Here is a 14,511-nt window from a genome sequence, read left to right as displayed (position 1 = left end):
GTAAAACCGCTTATCCGGAGCTAACGGGCGAGGTGGCTATGGTAGGGGCTCCACTGGACACCACCAGAGCCGACAGGGGAGGTGCGGCCGCACCCGCGGATCGGGGCGGAGTGCTGCGGCGCTTCCTCGGATCGGCAGGCAGGCCGAAATCCGTGAACGACACCGCTGCTGACCACAGCCACGCCGACGGTCCCGCCACGGGACACGCCCAGACCGCGACCTTCGCCGGCGACGCGGACGGGCAGGCGTGGACTCCGCCCACCTGGGAGGAGATCGTCAGCACCCACAGCGGCCGGGTCTACCGCCTCGCCTACCGCCTCACCGGCAACCAGCACGACGCCGAGGACCTCACGCAGGAGGTCTTCGTCCGCGTCTTCCGGTCGCTGTCGACGTACACGCCGGGCACCTTCGAGGGCTGGCTGCACCGCATCACCACCAACCTCTTCCTGGACATGGTGCGCCGCAAGCAGCGCATCCGCTTCGACGCGCTCGGCGACGACGCGGCCGAGCGGCTGCCCAGCAAGGAGCCCAACCCGCAGCAGGTCTTCCACGACGCCCACTTCGACGCGGACGTCCAGCAGGCGCTGGACACCCTCGCGCCCGAGTTCCGCGCGGCCGTCGTCCTGTGCGACATCGAGGGGCTGTCGTACGAGGAGATCGCCGCGACCCTCGGCGTGAAGCTCGGCACGGTCCGCTCGCGGATCCACCGTGGCCGCTCCCAGCTGCGCAAGGCACTCGCGCACCGCTCTCCCCAGGCGCGCGCCGAGCGTCGCTCGTTCGCGGCCCGTGTTCCCGCTCTGGGAGGAGGGGGCACGGCCGCGTGAGTGGATCACGGCGTGAAGGCGAGGGACGCCTCGCGGAGCAGCATCTGGGAGACCGACTTTCCGCCCTGGTGGACGGAGAGCTCGGTCATGACGCGCGTGAGCGCGTGCTGGCGCACGTGGCGACCTGCCCGAAGTGCAAGGCGGAGGTCGACGCGCAGCGCAGGTTGAAGAACGTCTTCGCCGAAGCGGCCCCGCCGGCCCCCTCCGAGAGCTTCCTGGCGCGCCTTCAGGGGCTGCCCGCGGGAGGCGACCCGGACGGCGGCGGCTCGCCGCTGGGCGGCGGCGGGTTCGCCACGGGCCTCGACGGGGTCTTCGGAACGAAGCGGGGCGAGCGGTTCGAGTTCGGTTACGTCCCCGCCCGGGCGCACTCCGCCGTGCTGCCGTCCTCCGCGCGGGAGCGGGGCCTGCGGATCCACGACGTGAGCCGGCACGAGGCCGAGCGGTCGTCGTCGCGCGGCCTGCGCTTCGCCTTCGCCGCGGCCGGGGCCGTGTCGCTGGCCGCGATCGCGCTGGGCGGGGTCACCGTCGGCACACCGGACACCACGACGGAGGCCCGCGGCTCCGGCAACGGCAGCAACGTCACGCCGACGCGCACCTCCGGCGCGGGAGCGGTGAACCCCGAGAGCCAGCGACGCCGCTCCGCCGGTCCGCTGCTCGGACAGGTCCAGGGGCATCGGGCGCTCGGCGACACCCCCGTCGCGCCCACCGCGAGGTCGGCGCCGCTGCTGCCCGGGCTGCCGCCGCCCGCCGCCGGCGATCCGCGCGAGCGGGCCGTGCACGCGCTGACCACCCCGGTGAGGGCCGGTGCCGCCGCCATGTCACCGCTGATACGTCCGCTCGAAGCCTTTCCGCCGCGTGCCCTGACCTCCTGGTCCACGGCCCCCGAGGCCGGGCCGCCGGGCCTGCTCGCCGCGCCCGTCCCCGACCCGGTCCCGTCGCCCTACCCGGCGGCGGCCCCCGCCGCCTCCCACCGTCCGGCTCCCTGACGGGGATCTGCGCGCCGGCCCGGGAACCTGATTGAATCCCGGGACGGCGCCAGAGCCCTTGGCGCCGACCATCTGCGGCCAGCTGTGGGGGAGAACATGACCGAGGGGAAGCCCACGAAGGCGAAGTGGTGGAGCCGTCCCCGCTCGTCCGGCGACGCGACCGACGGCGACTTCGAACTGGAGCGCCCGCGCACGGCCCCCGCCACCGGCACCGACGGCGGCGACTACGAGCTAGAACGCCCGGCAGCACCCCACGCGACCGACGAGGGGGACTACGAGCTGGACCGCCCGGCCGCCGGGCCGGACGGGCGCGGGGACGCGACCCCACGGCCGCGCACGGCCCCCGACCCACGCGACCCCGCCGCGGGCCACCCGCCCGCGGTCCCCCGCCCCACCCCGCCCTCCGACGCAGCCCCGCACCCGGGCGCCGGTCCTCGCACGGCCGGGGCCGACGAGGGCGCGGACCTCCGGACGGGCGGCGGCCCGGGTGGCGGCCCGCCCACAAGCACCCCCACCGGCGCCCCCGCCGACCCGACCCCGGGCGGGACGGAGGCCGCGGACGCGGGCCCACCCGTGAGCGCCGGCGCGGACGCACCCCCGCACGCGGGCACCGGCCCCCGCGCCGCCGAGGGCGGTGACGCCGGGGCCGCCGTGCCGGTGGCCGAGCGTCCCAAGCCACTGCACGAGCCGGATCCGTACAGCACCCCGCCCTACGGCGAGCCCGGCCCCTGGGCCCCCGCTCCTCCGGTGCAGCATCCGGCGGCCACACCGGCGCACGGCACGGCGACGGCGACGGCGGGGACGGGGCCGCTCCCCGCGCCGGCCGCCCCGGTCGCGCCGTCGGCCCCGCCGGCGGGCGCGATGCCCGACCCGGCGTTCGCGGACGCGCCGCCTCCGGTCCCCGGCGCCCAGGAGCCACCGCCGGCGCACCCCGGGCCCGCGGCCGCGGCGGCGGACGGGGACGGCCGGGGCGCCGACCCCTGGCGGCGCTACGACCCCTGGGCCGTCCCGGCGGCCGGCACGGTCCCGGCGGCACGGGAGCCGCGGCGGCGTGCCAGGAAGCTGATCGTCGTGGGCGCGCTGGTCGTCGCCCTGGTCTCCGGCGGTATCGGCGGCGCCGTCGGCGTCTACCTGGAGCGCAACGGCGGCGTGGGGACGGTCGAGCTGCCCCAGGCCGGTCAGGAGGCGGTCGAGCGGGCGCCGGACAGCGTGGCGGGCATCGCGGCGCGGGCCCTGCCCAGCGTGGTCACCCTGCACGCGAGCGGCGGCGACGCGGCGGGCACCGGCACCGGCTTCGTCCTCGACGACCGCGGCCACATCCTGACCAACAACCACGTCGTGCAGCCCGCCGGATCCGGCGGCGAGATCACCGTGACGTTCCACAGCGGCGACACCGCCGAGGCCACGGTCGTCGGCCGCGACAGCGGCTACGACCTCGCCGTGGTGAAGGTGAAAGGCGTCGGCGGACTCACCCCCATGCCGCTCGGCAACTCCGACAACGTCCGGGTCGGCGACCCCGTCGTCGCCATCGGCGCCCCCTTCGACCTGGCGGGCACGGTCACCTCCGGCATCATCAGCGCCAAGGAGCGGCCCATCACGGCCGGCGGCGAGGAGGGCGACGGCAGCGACATCTCGTACGTCGACGCCCTGCAGACCGACGCGCCCATCAACCCCGGCAACTCCGGCGGCCCCCTGCTGGACTCCCGGGGCCGGGCCATCGGCATCAACTCCGCCATCCGGTCGGCCGACAGCGGCGGCACCGAGTCGGACGGCGGCCAGGCCGGCTCGATAGGGCTCGGCTTCGCCATCCCCGTCAACCAGGGCAAGCGCGTCGCCGAGGAGCTGATCAACACCGGCCGGGCCACCCACCCGGTCATCGGCATCACCCTCGACATGAACTACACCGGCGACGGCGCCCGCGTGGGCGCCAAGGGCAGCGACGGGGGACCGGCCGTCACCACCGGCGGCCCCGGCGCCGAGGCCGGCATCAGGCCGGGGGACGTGATCACCGCCGTGGACGGCAAACGGGTGCACTCCGGCGAGGAACTCATCGTCAGGACCCGCGCCCACCGCCCCGGCGACCGCCTGGAACTGACGCTCGAACGCGACGGCGAGGAGACGAAGGTCTCACTGGTCCTCGGCTCCTCCGACGGGGGCTGAACGGCCGCCCGGGTCCGCCCAAGGCACCAGGAAGGCAAACAATTCGGAAAGCGTCCGCATACACGCATTCGGGGGTCACGGGACGGTACCGGTCGGACGGGATCGCCGGGTACCGTGGGGGCGGCCCGGACATCCCAAGGAGCTTCAGGTGTTCAATGACATAGGCGCACTAGAGCTGGTGACGCTCGTCGTCCTCGCCGTGCTCGTCTTCGGACCGGACAAGCTCCCCAAGGTCATCCAGGATGTGACGCGCACCATCCGGAAGATCCGGGAGTTCTCGGACAGCGCCAAGCAGGACATCCGGCAGGAGCTGGGCCCGGAGTTCAAGGACTTCGAGTTCGAGGACCTCAATCCCAAGACGTTCCTCCGCAAGCAGCTGGACAACGACGACCTGGGACTCAAGGAGATCCGCAACGGCTTCGACCTGAAGAAGGAGATGGCCGAGGTCACCGACGCGGTCCACGGCCGCGAGTCCGAGTCGTCGTCCGGCACGTCGTCCTCGTCCGGCTCCACCGGCGGCCGTATCGACATGTCGAAGAAGCCCGAGGCCCCCGCCCCGGACGACCGTCCGCCCTTCGACGCGGACGCCACCTGATCCCACCGACTCGCCCCCCGAGTGACGCGTCTCACACTCCGGACGGGGCGTACGGGCCCTGAAGACGACGCCCGCGCGACCCACGCGCCGGGCGGTTTCCCGGCTGCCGCCAGTGGTGTGGCTATGCTGCCCGAGTTGTTGTGCGGACCGGACGAGTGCGCCCGAAGGGGGGCGGGCCGTTCCGTTCCGACGAGAGCGAGGAGGCGTCCGGGCACATGGAGACGACGAGTCGGGCAGTCGCGCAGACGCCGGCCGCGGAGGAGGGACCACACGTCCCCTCCGTCCGGCGTACGGTCGACGGCTACCTGCGTGCGCCCTTCCCGTGGTACGGCCTCGACGAGGCCTTCACGGGGCGGCGCTGGCTGATGCAGGTCGGTACGGCGGCCGACGGGGCCGTGGAGCACGGCTCCCTCGGGCACGGTGACGAACCGTCGGTGCGCAACGAGCACGTGTCGGGCGACGACCAGGACGCGAAGGAGAAGTTCGCGGTCGTCGTGACCGTCGCGGCCAGCCCCGACCGGCGCAGTGCCGACGGCACCGGCCTGCTGGAGGCCACCTCGGTGTCCTCGGCGGCCTGGCTGGCCGGTGTGGGCCTGCTGTCCTTCACCTGGCCGGGGCAGATGGACCACGCGCTGCGGGACGACTGGCTGGAGCAGCAGACGGAGACCGCGTGGGTCCTCGCGGACGATCTCGACGGAGAGGACTGGACGGTCCTGTCCCTCCCCGTGGACGGCGTCCCGACGCCCTTCCACTACCGGGAGTCCGAGTTCGGCTGGGTGCTCGCCGGTTCCACCGAACAGGGCGTCCACCTGGGTGCGTACGGCCGGGGCATGAGCGCGTACGGGCTGGCCTTCTCCGTGGTGAAGGACATCACCGCGTACGACGCCTGACCGGGTGACCGCGTACGACGTAGGGGCGCCGTCCGGCGGACGGCGCCCCTACGTCGTACGGAGCCTCAGAACTTGTTCTTCGGCGTGATCCCCAGCGCCAGCCCCGAAAGGCCGCGCTGACGCCCGCCCAGCTTCCCCGCGATGGACCGCAGCGCCGTGCCCGCCGGGGAGTCCGGGTCGGACAGGACGACGGGCCTGCCCTCGTCGCCGCCCTCGCGCAGCCGGACGTCGATCGGGATGGAGCCGAGGACCGGGACCGAGGCGCCGGTCGTGCGGGTCAGGCCGTCGGCGACCGCCTGGCCACCGCCCGTGCCGAACACGTCGACCATCTCGCCGCAGTGCGGACAGGGCAGCCCCGCCATGTTCTCGACCACGCCGACGATCTTCTGGTGGGTCTGCACGGCGATGGCGCCCGCCCGCTCCGCCACCTCGGCGGCGGCCTGCTGAGGGGTCGTCACGACCAGGATCTCGGCGTTCGGCACGAGCTGGGCGACCGAGATCGCGATGTCGCCGGTGCCGGGCGGCAGGTCCAGCAGCAGGACGTCCAGGTCGCCCCAGTACACGTCCGCAAGGAACTGCTGGAGCGCGCGGTGCAGCATCGGGCCGCGCCAGACGACCGGCGCGTTGCCCGGGGTGAACATGCCGATGGAGATGACCTTCACGCCGTTGGCCGAAGGCGGCATGATCATGTTCTCGACCTGGGTGGGCCGCCCGTCGGCGCCGAGCATGCGCGGCACCGAGTGGCCGTAGATGTCGGCGTCGACGACACCGACCTTCAGCCCGTCCGCCGCCATCGCCGCCGCCAGGTTCACCGTCACCGAGGACTTGCCGACGCCGCCCTTGCCGGACGCGACCGCGTACACCCTGGTCAGGCTGCCCGGCTTGGCGAAGGGCACCTCGCGCTCGGTCTGGCCGCCGCGCAGCGCGGTGGCCAGCTCCTTGCGCTGCTCGTCGCTCATCACGTCCAGCTCGACGTCGACGCGGGTGACGCCCTCGACCCGCGACACCGCGTCCGTCACGCGCTGCGTGATGGTGTCCCGCATGGGGCAGCCGGAGACCGTCAGGTACACGGCGACCGCGACCGCTCCGTCCGCGCCGATCTCCACCGACTTGACCATCCCCAGCTCGGTGATGGGCCGGTTGATCTCGGGGTCGTTCACCGTCGCCAGTGCTTCGCGCACCGCGTCTTCCGTAGCCATGGGTCGATGGTACGGCGCCGCACCGGGGGCGCGGAAAGCCCCGTCAGCGGTCGTGTACGTCACGTCCCGCGGACCGGTCCGCCGGGAATGCCCCGCGGTCGGGGTGATGGCCGTTCTGCCGCTCCTCCAGGTCCTTGAGGACGTCCTGCAGCTCGGAGCGGATCCAGTCCCGCGTCGCGACCTCGCCCAGCCCGATGCGCAGGGCGGCGATCTCCCGAGTCAGGTACTCGGTGTCGGCGATCGACCGCTCGTTCTGCTTGCGGTCCTGCTCCAGGTTGACCCGGTCCCGGTCGTCCTGCCGGTTCTGCGCGAGCAGGATCAGCGGGGCCGCGTAGGAGGCCTGGAGCGACAGCATCAGGGTCAGGAAGATGAACGGGTACTCGTCGAAACGCAGGCCGCTGGGCGCGGACACGTTCCACACCACCCAGCAGATGATGACGACGGTCATCCAGACGATGAACCGCCCGGTGCCCAGGAACCGCGCCACGCGCTCGGAGAGCCGGCCGAAGGACTCCGGGTCCCACTCGGGCAGCAGCCGGCGGCGCGGCGGCCGGGGCTGGTCCAGGCGGGTCCGGGAACGGGAGGCGGCCGTGGCCCCCGACACCGCGCGCTCACGGGTCGCCGTCTCGCGCTCAGGCGCCATCGGCGCTCACCTCCTCGGCCTCGTCCAGGTGGTACTCGGTCTCCCGCCAGTCGTCGGGCAGCATGTGGTCCAGTACGTCGTCCACGGTGACCGCGCCCAGCAGCGACCCGGAATCGTCGACGACGGGCGCCGCCACCATGTCGTACGCGGCGAAGAACCCGGCGACCACCGGCAGCGCGGCGTCCGGGTCCAGGGGTTGCAGGTCGTCGTCGAGGATCGAGCCGACCAGCGTGTACGGGGGGTCGCGCAGCAGGCGCTGGAAGTGGACCGTGCCCAGGTACTTGCCGGTCGGCGTCTCCTCGGGCGGCCGGCAGACGTAGACCTGGGCCGCGTGCGCCGGGGACAGGTCGGGGTTGCGGATGCGGGCCAGGGCGTCGGCGACGGTCGCGTCGGGCCGCAGCACGATCGGCTCGGTCGTCATCAGACCGCCGGCCGTGTGTTCCTCGTACGCCATCAGGCGCCGCATGTCGGCCGCGTCCTCGGGCTCCATGAGGCTCAGCAGCCGCTCCTTGTCCGCCTCGGGCAGCTCCCCGAGCAGGTCGGCGGCGTCGTCGGGGTCCATCGCCTCCAGGACGTCCGCGGCGCGCTCCTCCTTGAGCTTGCCGAGGATCTCGATCTGGTCGTCCTCCGGCAGCTCCTCCAGCACGTCGGCCAGGCGGTCGTCGTCGAGGGCGGCGGCGACCTCGGCGCGGCGCTTGGCGGACAGGTGGTGCAGGACGTTGGCGAGGTCGGCGGGGTGCAGCTGCTCGAAGGTGGCCAGGAGGTTCTCGGCGCCCTGTCCCTGCTCCTCCACGGAGAAGCCGGTGACGGCGGACCACTCGACGGTCAGGGTCTCGCCCTTGTTGCGCCGGAAGGCGCCGCCCTTCTTCCCCTTGCGGACGAAGACCTTGTCGATCTCCCAGTCCCGGCGGGCCGGGAGCTGCTGCACGGCCAGGTCGAGGACGGTGACCTCCTCGCCGGTCCCGGCGAGCGTGACCCGCCGGTCCAGCAGCTCGCCGAAGACGAGACGCTCGGTGGGCCGCTGCTCGAAGCGCCGCACGTTGAGCACGCCGGTGGTGATGACCTGCCCGGACTCGATGCCGGTGACCCGGGTCATGGGCAGGAAGATGCGGCGCCGGGTGGGCAGTTCGACGACCAGGCCCAGCACCCGTGGGGGCTTGCGGCCGACGCGGAGCATGACGACCAGATCGCGCACACGCCCCACCTGGTCGCCGGCCGGGTCGAACACGGCGATGCCGGAGAGATGGGAGACGAAGATCCGGGGGGCGCCCGCTGCCATGGCCGCGGCTCCTTTTCGTAAGCGTGCCTCAGAGTGTGAAGGCTGGTTCGTACGGTGTCTCTTTCCCGAATTGCCCGCTCGGACGGGCTTCAGGCTAGCCCGTCCCGAACGGCGCCGCCCTGGCGGCCGGTCCGGACGGACTGGCTCCGCCGGCCGCGCACGGCCCCGGTACGCTGCGGTACGCCGCTCGGACCCGACCAGCGCCCTGCCGGCTCCTGCCCGCCCCCGTCAGAAAGGCAGCCCCACCCGTGTCTGTGACTCCCCGGCGCCGAATCCGCAGGGCCGCACTGGTGGGCGCCGTGTGCGCCCTGGCGGTGACCGGAGCGGGGCTCACGGGATGCAGCGCCGAGGAGGACCCGGACGCGGGCACCAACGGCGTCGGGAAGCTCTCCGCCGACAAGATCCAGGCCAAGGCCCGTACGGCCGCCGAGTCCGCCGGTGCGGTACGCCTGCACGGGACCGTGGCCGCCGGCGGGAACACGTACACCCTCGACATGCGGCTGAAGCCCGACGGAGGGACCGGGTCGGTCGCCGCCGAGGGCACGACGTTCGGGCTGCTGCGCGTCGGTGAGCAGCTCTTCCTCAAGGCCGACGCCGGTTTCTGGAGCCAGGACGGCGGCGACGCCAAGGCCGCCGAGAAGCTGGCCGGCAAGTACGTGAAGGTGCCGCAGAGCGACCCGGTGTACAAGAAGTTCAGCGGTTTCACGGACAAGGACGTCCTCCTCGGCGGCCTGGTCACCCTGCACGGCGAGGTGGCGACGGACGGCCGCCACGAGCAGGCGGGCGTGCGCACCGTCCGGATCACCGGCGACGAGGGCTCCGGCGGCTCGCTGGACGTCTCCCTGGAGGGCACCCCGTACCCGCTGCGCCTGGTGCGGGCGGGCAGCGCGGGCACGCTCAGCTTCTCGGACTGGAACAGGGACTTCGCACTCGAGGAGCCGGCGAAGGACGACACCCTCGACTACGGCAAGCAGCTGCCGACGTCCTAGGGCGCGCTACCGCCTCTTCCGGCGCTTCAGCAGCAGGCGCGGCAGGCCCGCCGGGACCGGCTCGCGGGTCGTCGCCGGGCTCGCGAGCGGCGCCTCGGCCAGCGAACCGTCGGGCAGCGGTGCCGTCGCCCCCGTCGGCTCCAGGCGCAGCACCCGGCATTCGCGGGCCCAGCGGTCGGTCATCGCCTCGCCGTCCGGGGCGTTCAGGCGCTTGCCCTTGAGGTCGGCGACCGCCGCCTGCCAGGCCTCGGAGCCGGGCGGCAGCTCCACGACCCGCGCCGTCCAGGAGACCAGCCGGCCGCCCTTGTCCTTGCTGCGCACCGTCACCTCGGCCGCGGCGGTGTCGGCCAGCCCGGGCAGCGGCTGCTCGCCGGGTCCGTCGCCGACGACGCAGGCCGCGCCCTCGTGCCAGACGTGCCACAGGGGGCGGGCGGGCACGCCCGGCCCCCGGACCCAGATGAGACCGGACTTCTTCGTGGCCTCCTCGACGAGGGCCTGGCCGAGCAGCTCGCTTGTCATGCGGTCAGCCTATCCAGGAGCCCGCGGCCGGCTTCAGAGCCAGCCGTTGCGCTTGAGCGTGCGGTGGATGCCCAGGCAGATGCCGACCGTGATGGACAGGACCAGCGGGTAGCCGAACTTCCAGTGCGTCTCCGGCATGTAGTCGAAGTTCATCCCGTACACCCCGCACACCATCGTCGGTACGGCGATGATCGCGGCCCACGAGGTGATCTTGCGCATGTCCTCGTTCTGCGCGACGGACGCCTGGGCGAGGTTGGCCTGGAGGATGGAGTTCAGCAGCTCGTCGAAGCCGACGACCTGCTCCTGGACGCGCGCGACGTGGTCGGCGACGTCCCGGAAGTACTTCTGGATCTCCGGGTCGACCAGCCGCATCGGCCGCTCGCTGAGCAGCTGCATGGGGCGCAGCAGCGGGGACACCGCCCGCTTGAACTCCAGCACCTCGCGCTTGAGTTGGTAGATCCGGCCGGCGTCGGTGCCGCGCGGGGTGCCCTTGCGGCCCGGCGAGAACACCTCCGTCTCGACCTCGTCGATGTCGTCCTGCACCGCGTCGGCGACCGCGATGTAGCCGTCGACGACGTGGTCGGCGATGGCGTGCAGCACCGCCGAGGGACCCTTGAGCAGCAGCTCCGGGTCCTCCTGGAGCCGGTGCCGCAGCGCGCGAAGGGAGCCCTGCCCGCCGTGCCGGACGGTGATGAAGAAGTCCCGGCCGGTGAAGCACATGACCTCACCGGTCTCCACGACCTCGCTGTTGGCGGTCAGCTCGTCGTGGTCGACGTAGTGGATGGTCTTGAAGACCGTGAACAGGGAGTCGTCGTAGCGCTCCAGCTTGGGCCGCTGGTGGGCCTGGACGGCATCCTCCACGGCCAGCGGGTGCAGGCCGAACTCCCGGGCGATACCGGCGAACTCGTCCTCGGTGGGCTCGTGCAGGCCGATCCACACGAACCCGCCGTCGCGGCGCACCTGACGCATCGCCTGGTGCGGGCTCAGCGGCTCCGCGGTCTCGACGCGCGCGCCGTCGCGGTAGACGGCGCAGTCGACGACCGCGGAGGCGGTGGCCGGGTCGCGGGTGGTGTCGTAGGCGCCGCTGTCCTTGCGCAGGGAGACGCGGGACGGGCGGACCGCGGCGCGCAGGTCACGGATCATCGACATGGCAGGCTCCTTCGCGACGGGCAGCGAACGGGCCGGCGTCGGGTGGAACAACCCGGAATGAGGACGTCCTGATCACGCGTGTTTCGGCGCGTCCACAAAGCGGGGAGCACCGCACCGTCGCGGTGGCCGACTTCGCTGCTGCTGGTACAGCCGCTGATCGGACCGGTGCACCGACGGGATCGGCGGGCACCACGGGCCGGATCAGGCAAAACGAGACGAAGTGCTCTTCCGTGTGAAGGCGCGCGGGTGACGGGTGACGGCGGGGGCGGGTAGCCGGAGCAGTCGCGTCAGCGGCCGGAAGAGCGGGTGGTACTGCACGGTCGACTTCGGTCCATGCCAGCCCCACCTCCTCCGGCCGGTCCCTCGTGAGGGACGATCGATTCCCTCTGTTTGGAGGGGTTCCCCGTAGGGGAGTCTTCAGGCGGCGGGGTCTTGATCGAGCCGCTTCTGCGTGCTGCCCCGAACCGCTGGCCCAGAGTACCAGTCGCCCGACGTGTCAAGGCGACGCTTTGCCTCTTCACGACGAGTTCTATGCTCGCCGCATGGCTGATGTTCTTCCCCTGGTCGAGGCCCGGTTGCTCAGTGCGCTGGGCGAACCGGACGCGCGCGCGGCGGTCACCTTCCTGGGCACCGACCGTATCGAGGTACTGCGCTTTCCGGGTGGCGGCCAGGACGGCGACATCGTCCGCTACGCCACGCTCGGCATGTCCACGCAGCCCATGGCCGACCCCACGGCGGTGCTCGCCGACCCGGTGAAGGGGCCCCGGGCCGAACTGGTCCTCTCCGTGCGGGCCGGTCTCGCCGACACCGACAAGGTGCTCCGTCCGCTGGCCGTGCTGGCCGCGTCCCCGCAGGTCGAGGGCGTGGTCGTGGCGCCCGGGGCCTCCCTCGACGTCGGTGAGGCGCTGTGGCCCGGGGCGCCGTTCACCTCGGTCCTGGTCGCCGAGCCGGGCGGCCTGGTCGAGGACCTGGAGCTGGACGCCCCGCTGGACCCCGTGCGGTTCCTGCCGCTGCTGCCGATGACGCCGAACGAGGCCGCCTGGAAGCGCGTGCACGGCGCGCAGGCCCTCCAAGAGCGCTGGCTGACCCAGGGGACGGACCTGCGCGATCCGTCCCGCAGGTCCGTCCCGCTGGAGTGACGGAACTCACCAAACCCCGTGCGCGGCGGCTCAGTTGGCGAAGACGGTGACCCCGTCCTCGGCGGCGTGCCGCGGTTCCGCCTCCCGCGCGTCGCGCGTCAGCGCCCGGCGTCGTACTACGACCACGAGCGCGCCCAGCACGGCGGTGACCGCCGCCACGACGAACGGGACGTGGATGTCGGTCCACTCCTCGATCTTCGGCGCGAAGTACGGCGCCGCGGCCGCCGCGAACCAGCGCACGAAGTTGTAGCCGGCGCTCGCCACCGGGCGCGGCGCGTCGGACACGCCGAGGGCCAGCTCGGTGTAGACGGTGTTGTTCACGCCGATGAAGGCGCCCGACAGGACCGTGCAGACGATCGCGGTCGTGTGGTCGCCGTAGCCGAGGACCAGGACGTCGGCCGCCAGCAGCACCAGCGAGCCGCCCAGCACCGTCAGCGAGCCGAAGCGCCGCTGCGCGCGCGGCGCCACCAGCACCGAGAAGACGGCGAGCAGGACGCCCCAGGCGAAGAACACCGCGCCGGACCTGTACGGGGTCATGTCCAGCACGAACGGCGTGAAGGCCAGCACGGTGAAGAACGTGTAGTTGTAGAAGAACGCCGAGATCGCGGCGGAGGCCAGGCCGCCGTGGCCCAGCGCCTTGAGCGGGTCCAGCAGCGAGGTCTTGCGGGCCGGCTTCGGCTGCTCCTTCAGGAACACCGTGATGCACAGGAAGCCGACGGCCATCAGGAAGGCCGTGCCGAAGAACGGGTAGCGCCAGCTCGCGTCGCCCAGCAGCGCGCCCAGCAGCGGGCCGCAGGCCATGCCGAGGCCGAGGGCGGACTCGTACAGCAGGATGGCCGCCGCGCTGCCGCCGGCCGCCGCGCCGACGATGACCGCGAGGGCCGTCGAGACGAACAGCGCGTTGCCGAGGCCCCAGCCGGCCCGGTAGCCGACGAGCTGGCCGACCGTGTCGGAGGTGCCCGCCAGGCCCGCGAAGACCACGACGAAGGCGAGGCCGAGCAGCAGGGTCCCGCGGCCGCCGATGCGGCTGGAGACGAACCCGGTGACCAGCATCGCGAGCGCGGTGACGAGGAAGTACGAGGTGAACAGGAGGGAGACCTGGCCGGCGCTCGCGTCCAGGCCCTCGGCGATGGACGGCAGGATCGGGTCGACGAGCCCGATGCCCATGAAGGCCACGACGGACGCGCCCGCGGTCGCCCACACCGCCTTGGGCTGTCGCAGGATGCCGCCCGCACCCGCGTCGAAGGGGTCCATGCTTGCTCCGATCACGACGGGATGGTTGATGTATGCACATAGTAAGTTAGCGCCGCTAATTAATGCAACATACATCTAGTTTCGGGCGACCGGCCGCTCCGCCCGGATGGGTGATCGTCCTTGACGTGGCGGAGTGAGGGTAGGACCGTGGGGCTCTATGAGGGGCGAACCCAGTTGCCCGAAGTGTGGTGGCCGGGTCAGGGCTCCCGGTCTCTTCGCCGATTCCTGGCAGTGCGACCTGCACGGGGCCGTGCATCCGCTGCAGCCCGTGCTACCGCCCAGCGTCGAGGCGCTCGGCGTCGTGGTGCACCGCACGCAGGTCCCGGTGTGGATGCCGTGGCCGCTGCCGGTCGGCTGGCTGTTCACGGGTGTCGCCTGCGCGGGCGACGACCGCAGCGGCGGACGCGCGACCGCGGTGGCCTGCTCCGGCCCCGGCCCCCTGGGCGGCATGGGTGAGCTGATCCTGATCGCCGAGGAACTCGGCGTCGGCCTCGGCGCCCGGTACGCGGGCCTCGACGCCCCCGATCCGGGGCCGTACATGGACGTCGAGAAGCCGGCCCAGGCGAAGGTGCTCGCCGCCGGCCGCCCCACCCCCCTCTGGCACGTCTCCGGCGCCCCCGTCGACCGGGCCGTCTTCGCCGGAGAGGCCCTCGGGATGTGGCTGTGGGCCGTGGTGTGGCCCGAGCGGTCCGGGCTGCTGATGTACGAGGAGCTGGTCCTGACCGACCTGCGGGACGCGGGCGCCGAGGTGGACCTGGTGCCGTGCGGGGCGCTGTCCCCGCGCCTGCTCCAGCCGTAGGGGAGTGCCCCGAGGGGGCAGGGGTGGGTCCCGGGGTGGACGTAGGGGGCGCAGGGCCGTTGCGGGTGTGACAGTGGCGGGTGGAG

General features: G+C 73.0%; 14 protein-coding genes. 8 read left to right on the top strand and 6 right to left on the bottom strand.

Going from position 1 to position 14,511, the window contains the following annotated elements; translation table 11 throughout:
• The first annotated feature begins 152 nt into the window (after positions 1–152).
• The 5 genes from sigE (at position 153) to ACFIF2_RS19690 (ending at position 5,455) form a co-directional block, all read left to right on the top strand.
• Positions 153–824, top strand: coding sequence for an RNA polymerase sigma factor SigE (gene sigE, locus ACFIF2_RS19710; protein ID WP_395574370.1), 672 nt, complete (start codon positions 153–155; stop codon positions 822–824).
• Positions 825–892: 68 nt separating this feature from the next.
• Complete coding sequence (locus ACFIF2_RS19705; protein WP_395574368.1) at positions 893–1,810, top strand: anti-sigma factor family protein; 918 nt, start codon at positions 893–895, stop codon at positions 1,808–1,810.
• A gap of 96 nt (positions 1,811–1,906) precedes the next feature.
• On the top strand, positions 1,907–3,970 hold the full coding sequence (locus ACFIF2_RS19700; RefSeq protein ID WP_395574366.1) for a trypsin-like peptidase domain-containing protein: 2,064 nt from the start codon (positions 1,907–1,909) through the stop codon (positions 3,968–3,970).
• Positions 3,971–4,118: 148 nt separating this feature from the next.
• Complete coding sequence (locus tag ACFIF2_RS19695; protein ID WP_395574364.1) at positions 4,119–4,565, top strand: sec-independent translocase; 447 nt, start codon at positions 4,119–4,121, stop codon at positions 4,563–4,565.
• 215 nt (positions 4,566–4,780) lie between these two features.
• On the top strand, positions 4,781–5,455 hold the full coding sequence (locus tag ACFIF2_RS19690; RefSeq protein ID WP_395574362.1) for a hypothetical protein: 675 nt from the start codon (positions 4,781–4,783) through the stop codon (positions 5,453–5,455).
• Between the two features lie 65 nt (positions 5,456–5,520).
• Here ACFIF2_RS19690 and ACFIF2_RS19685 read toward each other — a convergent pair whose 3' ends face one another.
• Genes ACFIF2_RS19685 through ACFIF2_RS19675 form a run of 3 tightly spaced genes read right to left on the bottom strand, consistent with a single transcriptional unit; the run spans position 5,521 to position 8,576 of the window.
• A complete protein-coding gene (locus tag ACFIF2_RS19685; RefSeq protein ID WP_395574360.1) occupies positions 5,521–6,654 on the bottom strand; it encodes an Mrp/NBP35 family ATP-binding protein in 1,134 nt (377 codons plus the stop codon).
• Positions 6,655–6,697: 43 nt separating this feature from the next.
• Positions 6,698–7,297 carry a DUF1003 domain-containing protein gene (locus ACFIF2_RS19680; RefSeq protein ID WP_395574358.1) on the bottom strand — a complete coding sequence of 200 codons (600 nt, stop codon included), beginning with the start codon at positions 7,295–7,297 and terminating at the stop codon, positions 6,698–6,700.
• On the bottom strand, positions 7,287–8,576 hold the full coding sequence (locus tag ACFIF2_RS19675) for a magnesium transporter MgtE N-terminal domain-containing protein (protein WP_395574356.1): 1,290 nt from the start codon (positions 8,574–8,576) through the stop codon (positions 7,287–7,289). The genes ACFIF2_RS19680 and ACFIF2_RS19675 overlap by 11 nt, the downstream gene beginning before the upstream one ends.
• 248 nt (positions 8,577–8,824) lie before the next feature.
• Here ACFIF2_RS19675 and ACFIF2_RS19670 point away from each other — a divergent pair, with 248 nt between their 5' ends.
• The gene (locus ACFIF2_RS19670; RefSeq protein WP_395574354.1) at positions 8,825–9,565 is read left to right on the top strand and encodes a hypothetical protein; all 741 of its coding nucleotides are present in this window, start codon (positions 8,825–8,827) and stop codon (positions 9,563–9,565) included.
• 6 nt (positions 9,566–9,571) lie between these two features.
• Here ACFIF2_RS19670 and ACFIF2_RS19665 read toward each other — a convergent pair whose 3' ends face one another.
• Complete coding sequence (locus tag ACFIF2_RS19665) at positions 9,572–10,084, bottom strand: hypothetical protein (RefSeq protein ID WP_395574352.1); 513 nt, start codon at positions 10,082–10,084, stop codon at positions 9,572–9,574.
• Between the two features lie 33 nt (positions 10,085–10,117).
• Positions 10,118–11,233, bottom strand: a complete 1,116-nt coding sequence (locus ACFIF2_RS19660) for a magnesium and cobalt transport protein CorA (RefSeq protein ID WP_395574350.1) — start codon at positions 11,231–11,233, stop codon at positions 10,118–10,120.
• A 542-nt stretch (positions 11,234–11,775) separates the two neighbouring features.
• Here ACFIF2_RS19660 and ACFIF2_RS19655 point away from each other — a divergent pair.
• The gene (locus tag ACFIF2_RS19655) at positions 11,776–12,372 is read left to right on the top strand and encodes a suppressor of fused domain protein (protein WP_395574348.1); all 597 of its coding nucleotides are present in this window, start codon (positions 11,776–11,778) and stop codon (positions 12,370–12,372) included.
• A 30-nt stretch (positions 12,373–12,402) separates the two neighbouring features.
• On the opposite strand, the gene ACFIF2_RS19650 is transcribed toward ACFIF2_RS19655, so the two are convergent.
• Positions 12,403–13,626 carry an MFS transporter gene (locus ACFIF2_RS19650; protein ID WP_395574646.1) on the bottom strand — a complete coding sequence of 408 codons (1,224 nt, stop codon included), beginning with the start codon at positions 13,624–13,626 and terminating at the stop codon, positions 12,403–12,405.
• A gap of 157 nt (positions 13,627–13,783) precedes the next feature.
• On the opposite strand from ACFIF2_RS19650, the gene ACFIF2_RS19645 reads away from it, so the two are divergent.
• A complete protein-coding gene (locus ACFIF2_RS19645) occupies positions 13,784–14,425 on the top strand; it encodes a DUF6758 family protein (RefSeq protein WP_395574346.1) in 642 nt (213 codons plus the stop codon).
• Positions 14,426–14,511 lie beyond the last annotated feature (86 nt).

It is taken from the genome of Streptomyces sp. BK79, from assembly GCF_044142145.1.
In the GTDB taxonomy this organism is placed as follows: domain Bacteria; phylum Actinomycetota; class Actinomycetes; order Streptomycetales; family Streptomycetaceae; genus Streptomyces.
The sequence above is the reverse complement of the archived record's forward strand: the minus strand, read 5'-3'. Positions and strand labels throughout refer to the sequence as shown.

Coding starts and splice junctions, on each gene's coding strand:
- ACFIF2_RS19665 (WP_395574352.1), bottom strand. CDS start 10,084: ATGACAAGCGAGCTGCTCGGCCAGGCCCTCGTCGAGGAGGCCACGAAG.
- ACFIF2_RS19680 (WP_395574358.1), bottom strand. CDS start 7,297: ATGGCGCCTGAGCGCGAGACGGCGACCCGTGAGCGCGCGGTGTCGGGG.
- ACFIF2_RS19685 (WP_395574360.1), bottom strand. CDS start 6,654: ATGGCTACGGAAGACGCGGTGCGCGAAGCACTGGCGACGGTGAACGAC.
- ACFIF2_RS19660 (WP_395574350.1), bottom strand. CDS start 11,233: ATGTCGATGATCCGTGACCTGCGCGCCGCGGTCCGCCCGTCCCGCGTC.
- ACFIF2_RS19645 (WP_395574346.1), top strand. CDS start 13,784: ATGAGGGGCGAACCCAGTTGCCCGAAGTGTGGTGGCCGGGTCAGGGCT.
- ACFIF2_RS19690 (WP_395574362.1), top strand. CDS start 4,781: ATGGAGACGACGAGTCGGGCAGTCGCGCAGACGCCGGCCGCGGAGGAG.
- ACFIF2_RS19700 (WP_395574366.1), top strand. CDS start 1,907: ATGACCGAGGGGAAGCCCACGAAGGCGAAGTGGTGGAGCCGTCCCCGC.
- ACFIF2_RS19655 (WP_395574348.1), top strand. CDS start 11,776: ATGGCTGATGTTCTTCCCCTGGTCGAGGCCCGGTTGCTCAGTGCGCTG.
- ACFIF2_RS19675 (WP_395574356.1), bottom strand. CDS start 8,576: ATGGCAGCGGGCGCCCCCCGGATCTTCGTCTCCCATCTCTCCGGCATC.
- ACFIF2_RS19650 (WP_395574646.1), bottom strand. CDS start 13,626: ATGGACCCCTTCGACGCGGGTGCGGGCGGCATCCTGCGACAGCCCAAG.